The sequence below is a fragment of the Kocuria cellulosilytica genome (genome assembly GCF_040981245.1).
GTDB lineage: Bacteria > Actinomycetota > Actinomycetes > Actinomycetales > Micrococcaceae > Kocuria > Kocuria cellulosilytica.
Map to the genome: position 1 here is coordinate 1 of NZ_JAVFWZ010000012.1, position 17796 is coordinate 17796.

A 17796-nucleotide genomic window follows, 5' to 3' on the forward strand; every position below is an offset into this window, starting at 1 on the left:
ATGTCGACCAGCTCGAAGAAGAGGATGTTTGCTCTGCCGGCCGCGGCCGCCTTCGCCTCGGCCCTGATGGTCGGCTGTGCCGAGGAGACCCCGGTGCAAGAGGCCGAGGAGGGGGACGCCTCGGCGACGGCGGCGATCCTCAACGAGACGGTCACGATGCAGAACGAGGTCACCGAAGTCGTGGGCCCGAACCTGTTCACCGTCGGCGAGGACGACACCCCGGTGGTGGGGGTGGACGCGGCCGCCCAGGACATCCAGGACGGGGACATGGTCCAGGTCACCGGCACCGTCCGCCAGATCGTGCAGACCGACATCGAGTCCGAGTGGGACTGGGACTTCGACAACGACGAGATGGACTACCTGGTCGAGCGCGAGCTGGACCTGGCCGTGATCGCGGACGAGGTCCGGGAGCTGCCCGCGGAGTGACGGCCGCCCGGCAGCACCACCCCGGATCGCCCGTGCACCGGCGGTGCACGGGCGATCCGCTGACCCGGCCGACGCCGCCCGGCCGGGGCGGTGCCCGCTCGGCGGCGGCCCCGGTGGCACGGCGCGGGGCGGAGCACGTGGACGGGCCGGACGTGAGAGCGTCGTCCCCCGAGCGCAGAGGACGCCCTGCGCCGGGTCGGCGCACAGGAGAGGACTGCGATGAGCCACTCAGCTGCCCGGGACGACGGGCCCCGCAACGGAGGACGGGGACGACGGGGCGGTCGTGCCCGTGCCGTGCTCACCGGCCTGGTCGCGGCCGTGGTCGCCCTGGGCCTGCTCGTGACCGGCTACGGAGTGGCGGTCGAGCCGCGGCTGATCCTGGACGAGGAACGCATCCAGGCCCGCATCCCCGGACTGGGCCCGGACTGGGAGGGGGCGCAGGTGCTGGTGCTCTCCGATCTGCAGGTGGGGATGTGGTGGGACAACACCGGGATGATCGAGCGCGTGGTGGAGCAGGCCGTGGCCGCCGATCCGGCGGCGGTGCTGCTGCCCGGGGATTTCCTCTACCGGAGCGAGACCGGCATCCAGGAACGGGTCAGCGACGTGACCCGCCTGCTCGAGCCGCTGACCGGAGCCGAGATCCCGGTGTACGCGGTGATGGGCAACCACGACTACGCCGTCGGAGCCGTCGAGGAGCTCACCACCGCCTTCGAGGAGCGCGGGATCGAGGTCCTGGCCGACGAGGCCACCGTCGTGCCCGCCCCCGGCGGCGGCCCCGGACCGGGACTGTTCCTGGTCGGGGTGGGGCCGGCTGCGGTCGGGGAGGCCGAGCCCGCACGGGCCCTCGACGACGTACCGGAGGCGGCGCCCCGGCTGGTGATGATGCACAACCCGACCACGTTCCCGGAGCTGCCCGCCGGTGCCGCCCCGCTGGCGGTGGCCGGGCACACCCACTGCGGGCAGATTGCCCTGCCCCTGCTGTCCCGGTGGTCCTACCTGGGGCTCACCGAGGAGGAGGAGCTCGTGGCCGACGGCTTCGCCCCGGCCGGCTACGGGGCCGAGGGCAACGAGATGTTCGTGACCTGCGGGATCGGCTTCAGTCTGCTGCCGGTGCGGATCAACGCCCCGCCCCAGCTGCTGAGCATCGAGCTGCACCGGGCCTGATCCGGCCCGGTCGCCGCCCGTACCGGACTACTCGGTGCCGAGGCCGGCCTGGTCCAGGTAGGGCTGGCCGATGTGGCGGTCGTAGAAGCCGGCGTCGTTGTCCACGTCGTCCTGGTCGACCCGGGCCTGGAAGTTCGCCTGCACGGTGCCGGTGACCTCGACGACGTCGCCCTGCTCCACGTCGGGGAAGGCGTACCGGGCGCTGACCAGCAGCGGGTCCAGCTCGGGGTTCTCGGGGTCGGTGAGGACCAGGGCGGAGCGGGAGGGGACCAGGTCGGCCACCTTGCCGGTGAGGCTCACCCGCTGCCCGGCGTAGGAGGACACGTCCGCACGGAACTTCTCGTCGCAGGGCCCGCTGTAGGCGCTGCTGGTCGCCGCGCCACCGGTCCGCTCCGGCTGGGTCGGGCTGGACTCCGCTCCGGTCCCGGACGCCGTCCCGGGGTCGGACTCCGGGGAGCCGCTCGTCCCGCAACCGGCAGTCGCGCCGGCGGCCGTGGCCAGGGCCACCGCGGTCGCCGGCACGGCTCCCGGGCCCGAACCGGTCATCCCTCATCGGTTCGACGGTAGTCCGACGGGCTGGGGGTTCGGAACCCGTCCCCGGCCCTTCCTCGGCCCGGGTCGCCGCCGGGTTCATCCTCCGTCAGAAACGGGCACTCGCCGGCAATCGTGTCAGGATCCGACCATGCCCATGACAGCACACGGCGGGCAGCGGCCCGCCCGCCCGGAGACGGACCGCCGGCAGCCGCCGCCGGACGGTGACGCCGCCGCAGCGGTGTCGGTTCCGGTGCGGGTGGCGGCCGCCTGGTCCTGGCGGCTGCTGGCCGTGGTCGCGGCCGTGGGGCTGTTCGGCCGTCTGCTCTCGACGATCACGGTGGTCGTCGTTCCCGTGCTCCTCGCGGGGCTGCTGGCGGGTCTGCTCTTTCCACTGGTGCGGTGGGCCCGCAGTCACCGGGTGCCGGCGGGAGCGGCCTCCGGCGTCACCGTCCTCGGCCTGGTCGGGGTCGTCGCGGGGCTGCTGGTGCTGGCCGGCCGGCAGATCGTCCTGGGCTTCGCCCAGCTCTCCGGCAGCGTGGTGACCGGCAGCAGGCAGCTGCTGGAACGTCTCGAGGGCAGCCCGTTCGGGTGGGACGTGGGCACCTTCGACGACTGGATCGGGGACGTCGGGACCACGGTCGAGGACAACAGCCGGGCGATCCTGGACGGGGCCATGTCCTTCGGCTCCACGGCCGGCCAGGTGCTGGCCGGTGCCGTGATCCTGCTCTTCACGCTGCTCTTCCTGCTGATGGAGGGCGAGCGGATCTGGTTGTCCGTGGTCCGGCTCTTCCCGGCGCCGGCGCGCCGAGCGGTCAACGGGGCGGGCCGGCACGGGTGGACGGCGCTGGTCCAGTACGCCCGGGCCCAGGGGCTCGTCGCGGCCCTCGACGCCGTGGGCATCGGGGTGGGCGCGGCCCTCCTCGGCGTGCCCCTGGCCCTGCCGATCGGCATCCTCGTGTTCCTGGGCTCGTTCGTCCCCGTCGTGGGAGCGGTGGCCACCGGGGCGGTCGCGGTCCTGGTGGCGCTGGTGGCCAACGGGACGACGAACGCGCTGCTGATGCTGGGCGTGGTGGTGCTCGTCCAGCAGCTCGAGGGCAACGTCCTGCAGCCGCTCATCATGGGCAAGGCCGTCTCCCTGCACCCGCTGGCCGTGTTCCTGTCCGTGGCGACCGGTGCGGTCCTCTACGGCATCGCGGGGGCCCTCTTCGCGGTGCCGGTCATCGCCGTCCTGAACACGGTGGTGCGCTACCTCGCGGCGGGGGCGTGGCGGACCGACGCGGACATCGGGTGGGAACCGTACTACTACCCCTGGGAGATCCGCCGGAACGCCCGGCGCCACGGGGCGGACCGGCAGCAGATCCAGGAACAGCTCGAGCGGTTCCACCGGGTCCGGTCCGAGCAGCGGCGACGGGCCCGGGCCGGACGCCGGCCGTCCCGGCGCTCACGGCTGCGACGTCGGTGAGAGGGGCCCGCAGGCGCTGCCGTTCCCGCCTCAGCTGGCGCTCTCGAGGTGCGCCAGCGGCAGCCAGCGGTGCATGAGCCGGCGGAACGCCACAGCAGCGCCGTGGGCGTCCTGCGCGGCCAGCAGCTCCACGGCGTCCGCGAAGTCCTGCGGGCTCTCGTCGGGCTGGAAGGGGTCCGCGAGCGAGCCGTAGTGCAGGACCACGAGGGAATTGGCCGAGAACGCCCCGAGCCACCGGCCCAGGTGCGTGAGGTCCTCGGCGAGGTCCTCGAGGTCCTCGCCGCCCGCGTCCTCCACGACCTGCGCCGCGCGCACCACCCGCCGGGTCGCGAGGTCCACCGGCACCGCGCACCGGTGCACGCGGTTGCCGTGGTGGAAGCTCTCGGTGTGGTCCTGGGCCGTGAACAGCGAGAACCACGCCATGGGCACCGTGAACGCCGACTGGCGGGCGTGGACGGGCACGAAGTGCTCCCGGCTCACGAGCTCGCCCGCGGCCCGGACCGCGTCCTCGGGGATGAGCAGGTTGGGCAGGGGCTGGCCGCCCTCCTCCTCGGCGAGCGCCACGAGCCGCAGCGAGCGGCGCAGCCGCTGCGGGGGGTGGTAGACGGGGAAGTCGCCGACCCCCGCCGCGAGCATGTCCCGGCCCCGGGGCGCGGCGGAGAACGGCAGGGTCCACAGCGGCTCCACGGCCGGGGGCAGCGGCTCCTGACCCGGCTCGGCCAGCCGGGCGAGCTGCTCGGTCAGCTCGTTGACCCCGGCCTCCTCGGGGGGCAGCGCCCGCGGCAGCAGCGGGGCGTACACGGCGTCCAGCTCCTCGGCGGGCACGTACACCCGCAGCGCGAACTGGTGGGGGATCCCGGTGGCCGAGCGGAACGTCCGGCCGACCTGCAGCAACTGGGCCACGGCCGCTCAGGCGATCTCGACGATCACGGGGGCGTGGTCCGAGGCGCCCTTGCCCTTGCGCTCCTCGCGGTCGATCGACGCGTCCGTCACGCGGCCGGCCAGGGCGGGGGAGTAGAGCTGGAAGTCGATGCGCATGCCCTCCTTCTTCGGGAAGCGCAGCCCCTTGTAGTCCCAGTAGGTGTAGACGCCCGGACCGGGGTGCCGGGGGCGGACCACGTCCTGGTAGCCGGCCTCCTCGAGGAAGGCGCGGAAGGCGGCGCGCTCGGGGGCGCTGACGTGGGTCAGGCCGTTGTCGAGGAAGAACTGCAGGTCCCACACGTCCTCGTCCTGGGGGGCCACGTTCCAGTCGCCGACCAGGGCGACCTGCGCCTGCGGGTCCTCCTCGACCCACTGCTTGGCGTGGTCCTTCAGCACCCGCAGCCACTCCAGCTTGTAGGGCATGTGCGGGTCCTCCAGGCCGCGGCCGTTGGGGACGTAGAGGGACCAGACGCGCACGCCGCCGCACGTGGCCCCGATCGCACGGGCCTCCTGCACGGGCTCCTCGCCGGGCTTGCCGAAGGCGGGCTGGTCGGGGAAGGTGCGCTCGACGTCCTCGAGGCCCACCCGGGAGGCGATCGCCACACCGTTCCACTGGCTGAGGCCGAAGTGGGCGACGTCGTAGCCCATGAACTCGAAGAGCTCCCAGGGGAAGTTCTCGTCCTTCGCCTTGGTCTCCTGCATGGCCAGCACGTCCACGTCCGAGCGCTGCAGCCACGCCTCCACGCGGTCGGCGCGGGCGCGGACGGAGTTCACGTTCCAGGTGGCGATCCTCATGGTCCCCACGTTACCGGCTGGCCCGGACGCCCCCGGCCACGGGCCGGACCGCCCGCCCCGCCGGTGGTTTTGTGCGGGACCCCTTCCCCCGGGCGGTTGCATATGCTAACTTCCTGCTGGCCCGTGCCCCCGGCGGCGCCGTCCCCAGCAGGGAGAGACCCCCCATGAACCTCGCACGGACCGCGCTCGTCGTGTCCACCGTTTCCGCCCTCCTCCTCGGCGGCCTGCCGGCGGCGCTCGCCGCGCCGGCCGCGCCGGCCGAGCTCGCCAGCACCGCAGACGCCCCGGTCCTGTCCGGGGGGTCGGCGGGCGACCCCGCCCCGGCGCCCGCCCCGGGGGCCGCGGAGGCCCCGCCCGCCGGCGGACTGGCCGCGTCGGCCGGCGCCCACCCGACCACGGTCGAGCAGATCACCGAGGCCTTCAAGATCGTCAACGACCACCGGCGCCAGGCCAACCGTGCCCCGCTGGTCTACAACACGGCCCTGTCCCGCAACGCCCAGCAGTGGGCGGAGACCATGGCCGGCGCCCGCATGGAGTCGCGCAACCCGGATCCCTGGGCCGGCGCCCCCGCCGGCGGCGTCCGGATGGACCAGTACTACGGGAAGGGCGTCTTCACCGGCGCGTTCCAGGGCGTCGACGCGGTCGAGGCGCTCACCCACTACCTGCTGGACTTCTACCCCCGCAACGGGACCGACCAGTTCGCCCGGGACCTCACCCACCTCGGCATCGGCGTCAGCCACGTCGCCACGTCGGGCTCCGACGGGCCCGGCTGGGAGACCTACCTGACCGTCTACTACTACGCCTATCCGGCCGGACAGTCCGTGCCCGGGACGTATCCGACCCCGGCCCAGGGGTTCGTGCCCCCGGTGACCGCCCCGGCCCTCACCGTCCGCGGCGCCATCGGCACCAAGTACCACCGCCTGGGCGGAGCCTCCGTGCTCGGCGAGCCCACCATGAACGAGCGGGGCGGCCTGGTGCACGGCGGCGTCTACCAGCAGTTCCGGAAGGGCAGCCGCACCACCACCATCTACTGGGCCCCCGGCTACGGGGCGATGGCCGTGAAGAACTACGGCTCCATCGGCGCCCGGTGGATCGCGGCCGGCCGGGAGCACAACTTCGGGCTGCCCGCCACGGACGAGCGCCCCGCCGCCGGCGGCGCCTACCAGGTCTTCCGCCGCGACGGGCGCTCCACCCAGGTGATGTGGAGCCCCGGCACGGGTTCCCGCGCGATCAAGCTGTACGGGGCGATCGGCCGGGCCTGGACGGCCGCCGGCCGGGAGCGCGGCTACGGCTTCCCGGTCACCGACGAGTACCGGTACGGCGCCGAGGTGCGCCAGCGCTTCTCGAAGGGCTACACCGTCCACTACGCGGCCGGCCGGACCTGGGCCACCCGCTGAGGGGGCCCGACGACGGCGGAGCCGCGCACCCCGGCCGGGGTGCGCGGCTCCGCCGCTCCGCGGGTGCTCCCGGCGTCAGGCCCGCCACCAGTCGTCGAGGAGCGTGGCGGGGGTCGTGCGCTTGTGCCGGGTGATGCGCCAGCGGTGCTCGATCTTCTCCGCCACGGCGTCGTCGACCTCGCGGCCCTCCAGGTAGTCGTCGATGTCGTCGTAGGACAGCCCCAGCTCCGCCTCGTCGGTCTGGCCGGGGGCGTCGTCGAGCAGGTCCGCGGTGGGGGCCTTCGCCCACAGCCGCTCCTCCGCGCCCAGGGTCTTCGTCAGGAGCCGGTTCTGCCGCTTGTCGAGGCCGAACAGCGGCAGCACGTCCGCGCCGCCGTCGCCGTACTTGGTGAAGAACCCGGTCACGGACTCGGCGCCGTGGTCCGTGCCGATCACGAGCAGGTTCCGCTCCCCGGCGATCGCGTACTGGGCCGTCATCCGGACGCGGGCCTTGATGTTCCCCTTGTTGAAGTCGGAGATCTCCCGGCCGGTGGCCTCCCGGAACTCGCCCTCGAAGCCGTCCACGGCGGGGGCCACGTTGTAGCTCACGGTGCTGGACGGCCGGATGAACTCCAGGGCGGCCTGGGCGTCGTCCTCGTCGTGCTGGACGTTGTAGGGCAGCCGGACGGCCACGAAGTCCGCCTCCACGCCCTCCTCCGCGAGCCGGTCCACCGCCATCTGGGCCAGCCGGCCGGCCAGCGTGGAGTCGAGGCCCCCGCTGATGCCGAGCACGAAACCGTTCGTGCCGCTGGCGCGGAGGTAGTCGCAGAGGAAGCCGACGCGCGCCTCGATCTCCTGCTGGGGGTCGATCTCGGGCTTCACGCCCATCTCTTCGATGATTGCTGCCTGCAGTGTCCGCATGGGCCCCATGCTAGTGCGGGGCGCTCCCGGCGGGGCAAGGGCGCACCTGCCGGGAACCACGGGCGCGGTGCGTAGGATGCGGGCCATGCTCCTGCGCCGTCCCGCCCCCGCCGCCGGGAGCACCGAGATCCGACCGACCGAGCGAACCAGGAGCACAGCATGAGCGAGCAGCACGGGAACAGCCACGGGACCAGCTACGAGAACATCCTGGTCGAGACCCGCGGGAGGGTCGGGATCATCACCCTGCACCGGCCGAAGGCGCTCAACGCCCTCGACGCCGCGACCCTGCGGGAGGTCGTCGCCGCGTCCACCGCCCTGGACGCGGACCCCGGGATCGGGGCGATCGTCCTGACCGGGTCGGAGAAGGCCTTCGCCGCGGGCGCCGACATCAAGGAGATGGCCGGGCGCAGCGCCCCGGAGATGTACCTCGCCGACTGGTTCGCGGGCTGGGACGCCTTCACCCGCGTGCGCACCCCCGTCGTCGCCGCGGTCTCGGGCTACGCCCTCGGCGGGGGGTGCGAGCTGGCGATGATGTGCGACCTCCTGATCGCCGCGGACACGGCCCGCTTCGGCCAGCCCGAGATCAACCTCGGGGTGATCCCCGGGATGGGCGGCTCCCAGCGCCTGGCCCGTGCGGTGGGCAAGGCCAAGGCCATGGACATGGTCCTCACCGGCCGGCAGATCGACGCCGCGGAGGCCGAGCGGGCGGGGCTCGTCTCCCGCGTGGTGCCCGCCGCGGACCTGCTGCAGGAGGCCCTGGACGTCGCCGGGACCATCGCCGCGAAGTCCCTGCCCTCGGTCCTCGCGGCCAAGGAGGCCGTGGACGCGGCGTTCGAGACCACCCTCGCGCAGGGCGTGCACCTCGAGCGCCGGCTCTTCCACGCCCTGTTCGCCACCGAGGACCAGAAGGAGGGCATGGCCGCGTTCGCGGAGAAGCGCGAGCCGCGGTTCACGCACCGCTGAGCTCCCGCCGCGCCCGGACGGTCCCGGCCGCGCGGGCTAACGTGGTGCCATGCCGACACCGTCGAACGAAGCCTCCGCCTGGCAGATCCGCGAGTCCGCGCTCGACCCGGGCGCGCACGGCGCCCTGGAGTCCGTCTTCGCCCTGTCCAACGGGTACGTCGGGGTCCGGGGCACCCTGGACGAGGCGCAGCCCAGCGACTCCCGCGGCACCTTCCTCTCGGGCGTCTACGAGTACCACCCGCTGTCCTACCCCGAGGGCGGCTACGGTCACCCCGAGCACGGCCAGGCCATCGTCGGCGTGGCCGACGGCAGCACCGTGCACCTGCAGGTGGACGGCGTCCCCCTGGACGTGCGGGACTCCCCGCCGGAGCAGCACGAGCGGGTGCTCGACCTGCGGGCCGGCACGCTCCACCGGGACACGGAGTGGGTCACCCCCCGGGGCGCCCGGATGCGGCTGCGCTCCACCCGGCTCGTCTCGCTGGGCCACCGCCCGGTGAGCGCGCTCCACTACGCCGTCGAGGCGGTGGACCGCTCCGTCCAGGTGGTGCTCCGGTCCGCCCTCGTGGCCAACGGCACCCCGCCCAAGGTGGTGAACTCCGACCCGCGCGTGGCCGAGGTCCTGGAGAAGCCGTTCCGCCCCGAGATCCACCACTGCCACGAGACGGGCGGCGCCCTGGTCCACCGCACCCACGGCAGCGGGATCGGGGTGGGCGCCGCGGTCGAGCACGACGTCGACCTGCCGGCCGGCGGCGCCGTGAGCACGCAGTGCGACGAGGACCAGGTCGTGACGACCGTCGTCGCCGACCTCCGCCCCGGTCAGAGCGTGCGCTTCGTGAAGTACCTGTGCCACTCCTCGGCCGCGGACGACCCCGCCGACGACCTCCGCGGCCAGGTGCTCGCGGCCATGGCCGGGGCGCGGCGGCGCGGCTGGGAGGGGCTGCTCGCCGACCAGCGCGCGGAGCTGGACGAGTACTGGGCGGGCGCGGACGTGGAGATCGACAGCGACCCCGAGCTGCAGCTGGCGGTGCGCTTCGACCTGTTCCAGCTCCTGCAGGCGGCGGCCTGCGTCGACGGGGCACCCGTCGGGGCGAAGGGACTGACCGGCGGCGGCTACAGCGGGCACACCTTCTGGGACGTCGAGGGCTTCGTGCTGCCGGCCCTCGCGCTGCTGCGCCCCCGGGACGCCGCACGCCTCCTGCGCTGGCGCTCCTCCACCCTGGACCGGGCGCGGCAGCGGGCGCAGGTCCTGGACCTGGGCGGCGCCTCCTTCCCGTGGCGCACCATCGACGGGCACGAGACCTCCGCGTACTGGCCGGCCAGCACCGCGGCCATGCACGTCAACGCCGACATCGCCCGGGCCTTCAGCTGGTGGGCCGAGGTGACCGGCGAGGACCTCACCACGGTCGGCGGGGTCGACGTCCTCGTGGAGACGGCGCGCGTGTGGGCCGCCATGGTGCACGAGGACCACGAGGACCACGAGGGCCGCGTCCACCTGCTGGGGATGACCGGACCGGACGAGTACACCGGCGTGGTGGACGACAACGTGTTCACCAACCTCATGGCCCGGCGCAATCTCCGGGCGGCCGCCGACGCGTGCGAGGAGCACCGCGAGCACATCGGGCGGCTGTCCGTGACGGCGGACGAGCTCCAGCGGTGGCGGGCCCTGGCGGACGCGATCCACGTGCCCTACGACGCCGTGCGGGGCGTGCACCCCGCCAACGCGGGGTTCACGACCTACCGCGAGTGGGACTTCGAGGCCAAGCAGGACGGCTACCCCGTGGAGGAGCACTTCCACTACGCGAAGATCTACCGCCGCCAGGTCGTCAAGCAGGCGGACCTGGTCCTCGCCCTGTGGTGGTGCGCCGAGGCGTTCACCCCCGAGCAGACCGCCCGGGACCTGGACTACTACGAGCAGCGGACCGTGCGCGACTCGTCCCTCTCGGCCTGCGTCCAGGCCGTGGTCTGCGCCCGCGTGGGCCACCTGGGCCTCGCCCTCGAGTACCTGCGCGAGTCGGCCCTCGTGGACCTGCGGGACATCCAGCAGGACGCCGGACAGGGGCTGCACCTGGCCTCCGCCGCCGGGTCGTGGCTGGCCGTGGTCTGCGGGTTCGGCGGTCTGGACACGGGCGGGGGCGAGCTGCGCCTGGCCCCCCGGCTGCCGGAGCGGCTGCACCGGCTCGCCTTCCGCCTCCACTGGCGCGGCCGCCGGCTCGGCGTGGAGATCACGCGCTCGGGCACGGCGGTGCGGCTCCTGGACGGGAACCCCGGCGAGGTCGCGCTGCGGATCGACGACGAGCCTATGACCCTCACGGCCGGCCGGCCCGTGCACGCCCCGCTGCGCACCCCCCACCCGCCCACCCCCGCACCGCGCCAGCCACCCGGCCGCGCCCCCCGGGCTCCCCGCGGCTCGTGACGGCGTCCCGCCCGCACCGGCTACCCTGGCCGTGTGGGTGAGACGTGGAGCGGACCGGGGCCCGGCGGGGCGCAGCCCCCGCCGCACGCCCCGCACGGGCGGGACGTGCAGGACCCGGCGGTGGCCGCCGCCTTCGCGACCGGGACCGCCCCGCCCACGACACCGGGCGAGGCCCCCGCGACGCCGTCCACGCCCCTCGAGGTGCTCACCCGCGTCTGGGGCTACGACGCCTTCCGCGGGCAGCAGGCCGAGATCGTCGAGGCCGTCAGCAGGGGTGAGGACGCGCTCGTGCTCATGCCCACCGGCGGCGGCAAGAGCCTGTGCTACCAGATCCCCGCGCTCGTCCGGGAGGGCACCGGCGTCGTCATCAGCCCGCTCATCGCGCTCATGCACGACCAGGTCGACGCCCTCGAGCAGCTCGGGGTGCGCGCCGCGTACCTCAACTCCACCCAGACGGCCGACGAGCGCCGCGCCGTGGAGCGCCGGCTCCTGGCGGGCGAGCTCGACCTGCTCTACCTCGCCCCCGAGCGCCTGCCCGTGGCGGCGGAGCTGCTCGACCGCGCCCGCATCGCGCTCTTCGCCGTCGACGAGGCGCACTGCGTGGCCCAGTGGGGCCACGACTTCCGCCCCGACTACCTCGGGCTCACGATCCTGCACGAACGCTGGCCCGGGGTCCCGCGCATCGCGCTGACCGCCACCGCGACCGAGGAGACGCGCGAGGAGATCGTCCGCAACCTCCGCCTGGGCGGCGCCCGCGTCTTCGTCTCCAGCTTCGACCGGCCCAACATCCAGTACCGTGTCGGGCCCAAGCAGGAGGCCCGCCGGCAGCTGCTGCAGCTCATCCGGACCGAGCACGACGGCGAGGCCGGGATCGTCTACTGCCTCAGCCGCGCCTCGGTGGAGCGCACGGCCGAGTGGCTGGCCGGCCAGGGCGTTCCCGCCCTGCCCTACCACGCCGGCCTGCCGGCCGAGCTGCGCCTGCAGCACCAGACCCGGTTCCTGCGCGAGGACGGCGTCGTCATGGTCGCGACCATCGCCTTCGGCATGGGCATCGACAAGCCCGACGTCCGCTTCGTCGCCCACCTCGACCTGCCCAAGAGCATCGAGGGCTACTACCAGGAGACCGGTCGCGCCGGGCGCGACGGGCTGCCGTCGACGGCGTGGCTCGCCTACGGGCTGCAGGACGTCGTCCAGCAGCGGCGGATGATCGAGGGCGGCGAGGGGGACCGGCAGCGCAAGCGCGCCCAGACGCTCCACCTGGACGCGATGCTCGCGCTGTGCGAGACGGTGCAGTGCCGCCGCCAGCAGCTGCTGCGCTACTTCGGCGAGGCGAGCGGGCCGTGCGGCAACTGCGACACCTGCCTGAACCCGCCCGAGGCCTTCGACGGCACGGTCCCGGCGCAGAAGCTCATGTCCACGATCGTGCGGCTGCAGCGGGAGCGGGGCCAGCAGTTCGGCGCCGGGCACCTGGTGGACATCCTGCTCGGCCGGGAGACCGAGCGGGTGGTGCGGATGCGCCACACCGAGCTGACCACGTTCGGCATCGGCACCGAGCTGAGCGACCAGGAGTGGCGCGGCGTGGTGCGCCAGCTGCTGGCCCAGGGCCTGCTCCGGGTGCAGGGCGAGTACGGCGTCCTGGCGCTCACCGAGGCGGCGGGGGAGGTGCTGCGCGGGCGGAAGGAGGTGCGCCTGCGCCGCGAGCCCGAGCGGGCCAAGGCCGTCCGCCGGCCCAGGGCCGGCGCCGCACCGCCGGCCCTGGACGAGCCCCAGCAGGAGCTCTTCCAGCAGCTGCGGGCCTGGCGCGCCGCCGTGGCGAAGGAGCAGGGCGTGCCGGCCTACGTCGTCTTCAACGACGCGACGCTCGCCGCGATCGCGCAGGCCCGGCCGAGCTCGCTGAACGAGCTGCGCGGCATCTCCGGCGTGGGCGACGCCAAGCTCGAGCGCTACGGCGAGGCCGTCCGCGAGGTCGTCACGGGCAGCTGATCCTCCGCATCTGCGTCCCGTGTCTCCTCCAACATCCGCAGCTGCGGATAGGGTGATGCCATGACCAAGATCAGGATCGCCGACGCCGCCCGCTTCCTCGGCGTCAGCGACGACACCGTCCGGCGCTGGATCGACCAGGGCACGCTGCGCAGCACCCGCGGCGCGACCGGCCAGACCGTGGTGGACGGACTGGAGCTGGCCCGCCTGCTCAAGGACCGCTCCGTCCGGCCCGAGGACCCCGCGCGGGTCGCCAGCTCGGCGCGCAACCGGTTCGTGGGGCTGGTCACCGAGGTCGTCTCGGACGCCGTGATGTCCCAGGTGGAGCTGCAGTGCGGCCCGCACCGGGTGGTCTCCCTCATGAGCACCGAGGCCGTCCGGGACCTGGGCCTGGAGCCCGGCCGCGTGGCCACGGCCGTCGTCAAGTCGACCGACGTCGTCGTCGAGATCCCGGGGACGTGAGGCGGCGGTGCACACCAGGGCCACCGCCGTCGCGCTCCTCCTCGCCGCCCTCGGGCTCGGCGCCGCCGGGTGCGGGGCCGGCCCGTCCCCCGCGGCCGGCGGCGAGCCCGCCACCGTCCTCGACGTCCACGCCGCGGCCTCCCTCACGGACGTCCTCACCGAGCTCGCCGAGCAGTTCGAGGCGCAGCACCCGGAGGTGGAGGTGTCGCTGAACTTCGCCGGCTCCTCCGCCCTGGTCCAGCAGATCGCGGCGGGCGCGCCCGCCGACGTCCTCGCGACCGCCGACGAGCGGAGCATGGCCGCGGCCGTGGACGCCGGCCTCGTCGACGGCGCGCCCGAGGTCATCGCGACCAACGTCCTGGCCGTGGTCGTGCCCGCGGGCAACCCGGCCGGCATCGGGTCCTTCCGGGACCTGGCCGAGCCGGGCGTGCAGATCGTGGTGTGCGCGCCGCAGGTGCCGTGCGGCGCCGCCGCGGAACGCGTCGAGGAGGCCGCGGGCGTGCGGCTGAGCCCGGTGAGCGAGGAGGGCGCCGTGACGGGCGTGCTCGGCAAGGTCGTCTCGGGCCAGGCGGACGCCGGCCTGGTCTACGCCACGGACGCGCGCTCGGCCGGGGACGCGGTCGAGGTCGTCGAGGTCCCGCAGGCGTCCCGGGCCGTGACCCGCCCGGCCGTCGCCGCGCTCGCGGACGCCGACGCGCCGGCCCGGCAGTTCCTCGAGCTCGTCGCCGGCGACCGCGGCCGCGAGGCCCTGGCCGGGGCGGGGTTCGGGGCGCCGTGATCCGGCGTCGTCCCCGCGGCTTCAGCACCGTCCCCGGCTGGGTGTGGATCCCGGCCGCCCTGGGCGCCCTCGTGGTGGTCCTGCCGGTCCTCGGGATGCTCGCCCGGGTGGACGGGGACGGCTTCCTCGGCCTGGTCACCTCGGAGTCCTCCCGCACCGCCCTGTGGCTGAGCCTGCGCACCGCGGCCGCCTCCACCGCGCTGTGCGTGCTGCTGGGCGCCCCGCTGGCCCTCGTGCTGGCCCGCGCGCGGCCGCCCGGCGCCCGGCTGCTGCGCTCGCTGGTGCTGCTGCCCCTGGTGCTGCCGCCCGTGGTCGGCGGGATCGCCCTGCTCCACACCTTCGGGCGCCACGGGCTCGTCGGGCGCCACCTCGAGCTGGCCGGGATCAGCATCGCCTTCACCACCGTGGCCGTGGTGCTCGCCCAGACGTTCGTGGCGCTGCCGTTCCTCGTGGTCAGCCTCGAGGGCGCGCTGCGCAGCGCCGCGGCCGGCTACGAGGAGGTCGCGGCCACCCTCGGCGCCCGGCCCACCACCGTGCTGCGGCGCGTCACCCTGCCCCTGGTGCTTCCGGGACTGGCCTCCGGCGCCGTGCTCTCCTTCGCGCGCTGCCTGGGCGAGTTCGGGGCCACCCTGACCTTCGCGGGCAGCCTGGAGGGGACCACCCGGACCCTGCCCCTGGAGATCTACCTGCTGCGGGAGACCGACCCGGACGCCGCCGTCGCCCTCTCGCTCGTGCTCGTGGTCGTGGCGGTGCTCGTCGTGGGGCTCACGGCCCCCGGGCGCCGGACGGCGGGGCGGCGATGACGGACGGACTGTCCGTGGACGCCCGGGTGGCCGCGCGGGACTGGGCCCTCTCGCTGAGCGTCCCGCCGGGGGCCACCGTGGCGGTGACCGGCCACAACGGCGCCGGGAAGTCCACCCTGTTCGCCGTGCTCGCCGGGCTGCTCGTGCCGGACACCGGCCGGTGCACCCTCGGCGGGTCCGTCCTCTTCGACCTCGACGGCTCCGGGCGCGGGAGCTGGGCGCCCCCGCACGAGCGCGGCATCGCGCTCATGGCGCAGGAGCCCCTGCTGTTCCCGCACCTGAGCGTGCTCGAGAACGTGGCCTTCGGCCCGCGCAGCCGCGGCGCCGGCCGCGCCCGGTCCCGGGACGCCGCCCGGCACTGGCTCGCCGAGGTGGGCGCCGAGCAGTTCGCCGGCCGCCGCCCGGCCCAGCTCTCCGGCGGACAGGCGCAGCGCGTGGCGATCGCCCGGGCCCTGGCGGCCGAGCCGCGGCTGCTGCTGCTGGACGAGCCGTTCTCCGCCCTGGACGCGGCCACCACGCCGGTCGTCCGCGAGCTGCTCGTCCGGGTGCTGGAGGGCCGGACCGCCCTGGTCGTCAGCCACGACCCCGCGGACGCCGCCGCGCTGGCCGAGCACGTCGTGGTGCTCGAGAACGGCCGGGTCGCCGGTCCGCGGTGAGGCACCCACCCTCCGCCGGCGGTGAGCTGGATCACAGTACGATGTGCTCACCACCGTACGGTTCGACCCGGTCCCGGCGGGCCACCCCTCCGCCCGGACCGACGAAAGGACATCCCATGAACCCGGTCCTGCGCGGGGAATCCCCGTCCGTGGAGCAGCACCCCGGCATCCCCTTCCCCGACGCCGACCTCTTCTGCTTCGCCGCCCTGCTGCCGCCGTCCGAGCGCGCGCGGCTGGCCGAGCTGCGCGCCTTCCTGCAGGAGCAGGTCCGCCCCGTGGTCACGCCGTACTGGAACCGCGAGGAGTTCCCGTCCCACCTGCTCCCCGACCTGGCCGCCCACGGGCTCGGCGAGCTCGAGCTCTCCGGGGCGAGCCGGCTGTTCCGGGGCCTGGCCTACGCCGAGGTCGCCCGGGCCGACGTCTCCCTGAGCGCCCTCGTGGGGATCCACAACGAGCTCGTCGTCGACCTGATCGACGCCCTGGGCTCGCCCGAGCAGAAGGCCCGGTGGCTGCCGGAGCTGCGCCGCTTCCGGGCCCTCGGCGCGTTCGCCCTCACCGAGCCCGAGCACGGCTCCGACATCGCCGGCGGCCTGGCCACCAGCGCGACCCGCGACGGCGACGAGTGGGTGCTCACCGGGACCAAGCGCTGGATCGGGGCCGGCACGATCGCCGACGTCGCGATCGTCTGGGCCCGGGACACCGCCGACGGCCAGGTCAAGGGCTTCCTCGTGGAGACCGACCGCCCGGGCTGGTCCGCCACGAAGATCGAGCACAAGATCGGCCTGCGCATCATGCAGAACGCCGACATCGTCCTGGACGAGGTCCGGATCCCCGCCGCCGGCGCCCTGCCCGGGGCGGGCGACTTCGCCGCCGCCAACGCGATGCTGCGCAACTCCCGCGCCTGGGTGGGCTGGCAGGCGGCCGGGGTGCAGCTGGCGATCTTCGACGTCGCCCGGGACTACGCCCTGGCCCGGACGCAGTTCGGCCGCCCGCTCGCGAAGTTCCAGCTGGTCCAGGAGCCCCTCGCCCGGATCCTCGGCAACGCCACCGCCACCCTGGGCCTCATGGCCCAGATCGCCCGGCTGCAGGAGGACGGCGGCTTCGACATGCCCCACGCCGCCCTGGCCAAGGCCACCACCACCTCCCTGGCCCGGGAGTCGGCCGCCCTGGGCCGGAACCTGCTCGGCGGCAACGGCGTGGTGACCGAGCACGAGATGGCCAAGCTCTTCAACGACGTCGAGATCCTCTACACCTACGAGGGCACCTACGAGATCAACGCCCTCATCGTGGGCCGCGCCGTCACGGGCGTCTCCGCGTTCGTCTGAGCCGGCACCACCGCCCGGCCACCTCCCACCCCCGAGCAGCTCCCCGGAAGGAGCCCGCATGGACGTCACCGACACCTCCGCCCTCGTCACCGGCGCAGCCTCAGGGCTCGGCGCCGCCACCGCCGCGATGCTGGCCGGGCGCGGCGTGCGGGTCTTCGCCGTCGACCTCCCGGCCGCGATCGAGAAGGCCCCCGACGTCGAGGGCGTGCGCCACGTCCCCGCCGACGTCACCGACCGGGAGCAGGTGCGCGAGGCCGTGGCGGCCGCGGCCGCCGCCGGGCCCCTGCGCACCGTGGTGAACTGCGCCGGCATCGGCCCCTCCGCCCGGGTGCTGAGCAGACAGGGGGTGCACGACCTCGACCTGTTCGAGACCGTGCTGCGCGTCAACCTCCTCGGCACGTTCACCGTCCTGGCGCTGGCCGCGGAGCGGATCGCGGCCACCGACCCGGTCGACGACGACGGGCAGCGCGGGCTGGTCGTCAACACCGCCTCCGTCGCCGCGTTCGAGGGGCAGGTCGGGCAGGCCGCCTACGCGGCGTCGAAGGGCGGGGTGCACAGCCTGGGCCTCACCGCGGCCCGGGACCTCGCGAGCGCCGGGATCCGGGTGAACACCATCGCCCCCGGGGTGGTGGAGACGCCCATGCTCGCGGCGGTGGGCGACGAGTTCCGGGCCGGTCTCGCCGCGGGCGTGCCGTTCCCGCGCCGGCTGGGCCGGCCCTCGGAGTTCGCGCAGCTCGTGGCGACGTTCCTCGACAACGACTACCTCAACGGCGCCACGGTCCGCATGGACGGGGCGCTGCGCATGGCGCCCCGCTGA

17 protein-coding genes are annotated in these 17796 nt (G+C 74.7%); 13 read left to right on the forward strand and 4 right to left on the reverse strand.

Annotated elements, in window-relative coordinates:
* The coding region (locus RCG67_RS15185; RefSeq protein ID WP_368827471.1) for a hypothetical protein at positions 1-426 on the forward strand (426 nt) is incomplete at its 5' end.
* 219 nt (positions 427-645) lie between these two features.
* Positions 646-1590 (forward strand): metallophosphoesterase, encoded by a 945-nt coding sequence (locus RCG67_RS15190; RefSeq protein ID WP_368827472.1) that lies wholly within the window; start codon positions 646-648, stop codon positions 1588-1590.
* A 27-nt stretch (positions 1591-1617) separates the two neighbouring features.
* Here RCG67_RS15190 and RCG67_RS15195 read toward each other — a convergent pair whose 3' ends face one another.
* A complete protein-coding gene (locus RCG67_RS15195) occupies positions 1618-2136 on the reverse strand; it encodes a single stranded DNA-binding domain-containing protein (protein ID WP_368827473.1) in 519 nt (172 codons plus the stop codon).
* A gap of 136 nt (positions 2137-2272) precedes the next feature.
* Here RCG67_RS15195 and RCG67_RS15200 point away from each other — a divergent pair, with 136 nt between their 5' ends.
* Complete coding sequence (locus tag RCG67_RS15200; protein ID WP_368827475.1) at positions 2273-3586, forward strand: AI-2E family transporter; 1314 nt, start codon at positions 2273-2275, stop codon at positions 3584-3586.
* A 30-nt stretch (positions 3587-3616) separates the two neighbouring features.
* Here the strand turns inward: RCG67_RS15200 and RCG67_RS15205 are convergent, their stop codons facing one another.
* Together RCG67_RS15205 and RCG67_RS15210 are read right to left on the reverse strand one after the other, a co-directional pair.
* Complete coding sequence (locus RCG67_RS15205; RefSeq protein ID WP_368827477.1) at positions 3617-4489, reverse strand: DUF8083 family protein; 873 nt, start codon at positions 4487-4489, stop codon at positions 3617-3619.
* 6 nt (positions 4490-4495) lie between these two features.
* Complete coding sequence (locus RCG67_RS15210; protein ID WP_058875492.1) at positions 4496-5302, reverse strand: exodeoxyribonuclease III; 807 nt, start codon at positions 5300-5302, stop codon at positions 4496-4498.
* A gap of 164 nt (positions 5303-5466) precedes the next feature.
* On the opposite strand from RCG67_RS15210, the gene RCG67_RS15215 reads away from it, so the two are divergent.
* Positions 5467-6699, forward strand: coding sequence for a CAP domain-containing protein (locus tag RCG67_RS15215; RefSeq protein WP_368827478.1), 1233 nt, complete (start codon positions 5467-5469; stop codon positions 6697-6699).
* Positions 6700-6774: 75 nt separating this feature from the next.
* Here the strand turns inward: RCG67_RS15215 and nadE are convergent, their stop codons facing one another.
* On the reverse strand, positions 6775-7599 hold the full coding sequence (nadE, locus tag RCG67_RS15220) for an NAD(+) synthase (protein ID WP_368827480.1): 825 nt from the start codon (positions 7597-7599) through the stop codon (positions 6775-6777).
* A gap of 159 nt (positions 7600-7758) precedes the next feature.
* Here nadE and RCG67_RS15225 point away from each other — a divergent pair, with 159 nt between their 5' ends.
* From RCG67_RS15225 to RCG67_RS15265, 9 genes are all read left to right on the forward strand, one after another.
* Positions 7759-8562 (forward strand): enoyl-CoA hydratase, encoded by an 804-nt coding sequence (locus RCG67_RS15225; RefSeq protein ID WP_368827482.1) that lies wholly within the window; start codon positions 7759-7761, stop codon positions 8560-8562.
* 49 nt (positions 8563-8611) lie between these two features.
* The gene (locus RCG67_RS15230) at positions 8612-10975 is read left to right on the forward strand and encodes a glycoside hydrolase family 65 protein (protein WP_368827483.1); all 2364 of its coding nucleotides are present in this window, start codon (positions 8612-8614) and stop codon (positions 10973-10975) included.
* 120 nt (positions 10976-11095) lie between these two features.
* A complete protein-coding gene (gene recQ / locus RCG67_RS15235) occupies positions 11096-12958 on the forward strand; it encodes a DNA helicase RecQ (protein WP_438612683.1) in 1863 nt (620 codons plus the stop codon).
* Between the two features lie 60 nt (positions 12959-13018).
* Positions 13019-13417, forward strand: a complete 399-nt coding sequence (locus RCG67_RS15240; RefSeq protein WP_368827484.1) for a TOBE domain-containing protein — start codon at positions 13019-13021, stop codon at positions 13415-13417.
* Positions 13418-13424: 7 nt separating this feature from the next.
* A complete protein-coding gene (gene modA, locus RCG67_RS15245) occupies positions 13425-14195 on the forward strand; it encodes a molybdate ABC transporter substrate-binding protein (protein ID WP_368827485.1) in 771 nt (256 codons plus the stop codon).
* Positions 14192-14998: an ABC transporter permease gene (locus RCG67_RS15250; RefSeq protein WP_368827486.1), complete on the forward strand. Its 807-nt coding sequence runs from the start codon at positions 14192-14194 to the stop codon at positions 14996-14998. Before modA ends, RCG67_RS15250 begins: the two co-directional genes overlap by 4 nt.
* The gene (locus RCG67_RS15255; protein ID WP_368827487.1) at positions 14995-15654 is read left to right on the forward strand and encodes a sulfate/molybdate ABC transporter ATP-binding protein; all 660 of its coding nucleotides are present in this window, start codon (positions 14995-14997) and stop codon (positions 15652-15654) included. The genes RCG67_RS15250 and RCG67_RS15255 overlap by 4 nt, the downstream gene beginning before the upstream one ends.
* 116 nt (positions 15655-15770) lie before the next feature.
* Positions 15771-16979 carry an acyl-CoA dehydrogenase family protein gene (locus RCG67_RS15260; protein ID WP_368827489.1) on the forward strand — a complete coding sequence of 403 codons (1209 nt, stop codon included), beginning with the start codon at positions 15771-15773 and terminating at the stop codon, positions 16977-16979.
* 58 nt (positions 16980-17037) lie between these two features.
* Complete coding sequence (locus RCG67_RS15265) at positions 17038-17796, forward strand: SDR family NAD(P)-dependent oxidoreductase (RefSeq protein WP_368827491.1); 759 nt, start codon at positions 17038-17040, stop codon at positions 17794-17796.

Bases quoted from the DNA above. Each gene is read 5' to 3' on its own strand.
- RCG67_RS15190 (WP_368827472.1), top strand. From the start codon at position 646: ATGAGCCACTCAGCTGCCCGGGACGACGGGCCCCGCAACGGAGGACGG.
- RCG67_RS15195 (WP_368827473.1), bottom strand. From the start codon at position 2,136: ATGACCGGTTCGGGCCCGGGAGCCGTGCCGGCGACCGCGGTGGCCCTG.
- RCG67_RS15200 (WP_368827475.1), top strand. From the start codon at position 2,273: ATGCCCATGACAGCACACGGCGGGCAGCGGCCCGCCCGCCCGGAGACG.
- RCG67_RS15210 (WP_058875492.1), bottom strand. From the start codon at position 5,302: ATGAGGATCGCCACCTGGAACGTGAACTCCGTCCGCGCCCGCGCCGAC.
- RCG67_RS15215 (WP_368827478.1), top strand. From the start codon at position 5,467: ATGAACCTCGCACGGACCGCGCTCGTCGTGTCCACCGTTTCCGCCCTC.
- nadE (WP_368827480.1), bottom strand. From the start codon at position 7,599: ATGCGGACACTGCAGGCAGCAATCATCGAAGAGATGGGCGTGAAGCCC.
- RCG67_RS15225 (WP_368827482.1), top strand. From the start codon at position 7,759: ATGAGCGAGCAGCACGGGAACAGCCACGGGACCAGCTACGAGAACATC.
- RCG67_RS15230 (WP_368827483.1), top strand. From the start codon at position 8,612: ATGCCGACACCGTCGAACGAAGCCTCCGCCTGGCAGATCCGCGAGTCC.
- RCG67_RS15240 (WP_368827484.1), top strand. From the start codon at position 13,019: ATGACCAAGATCAGGATCGCCGACGCCGCCCGCTTCCTCGGCGTCAGC.
- RCG67_RS15255 (WP_368827487.1), top strand. From the start codon at position 14,995: ATGACGGACGGACTGTCCGTGGACGCCCGGGTGGCCGCGCGGGACTGG.
- RCG67_RS15260 (WP_368827489.1), top strand. From the start codon at position 15,771: ATGAACCCGGTCCTGCGCGGGGAATCCCCGTCCGTGGAGCAGCACCCC.
- RCG67_RS15265 (WP_368827491.1), top strand. From the start codon at position 17,038: ATGGACGTCACCGACACCTCCGCCCTCGTCACCGGCGCAGCCTCAGGG.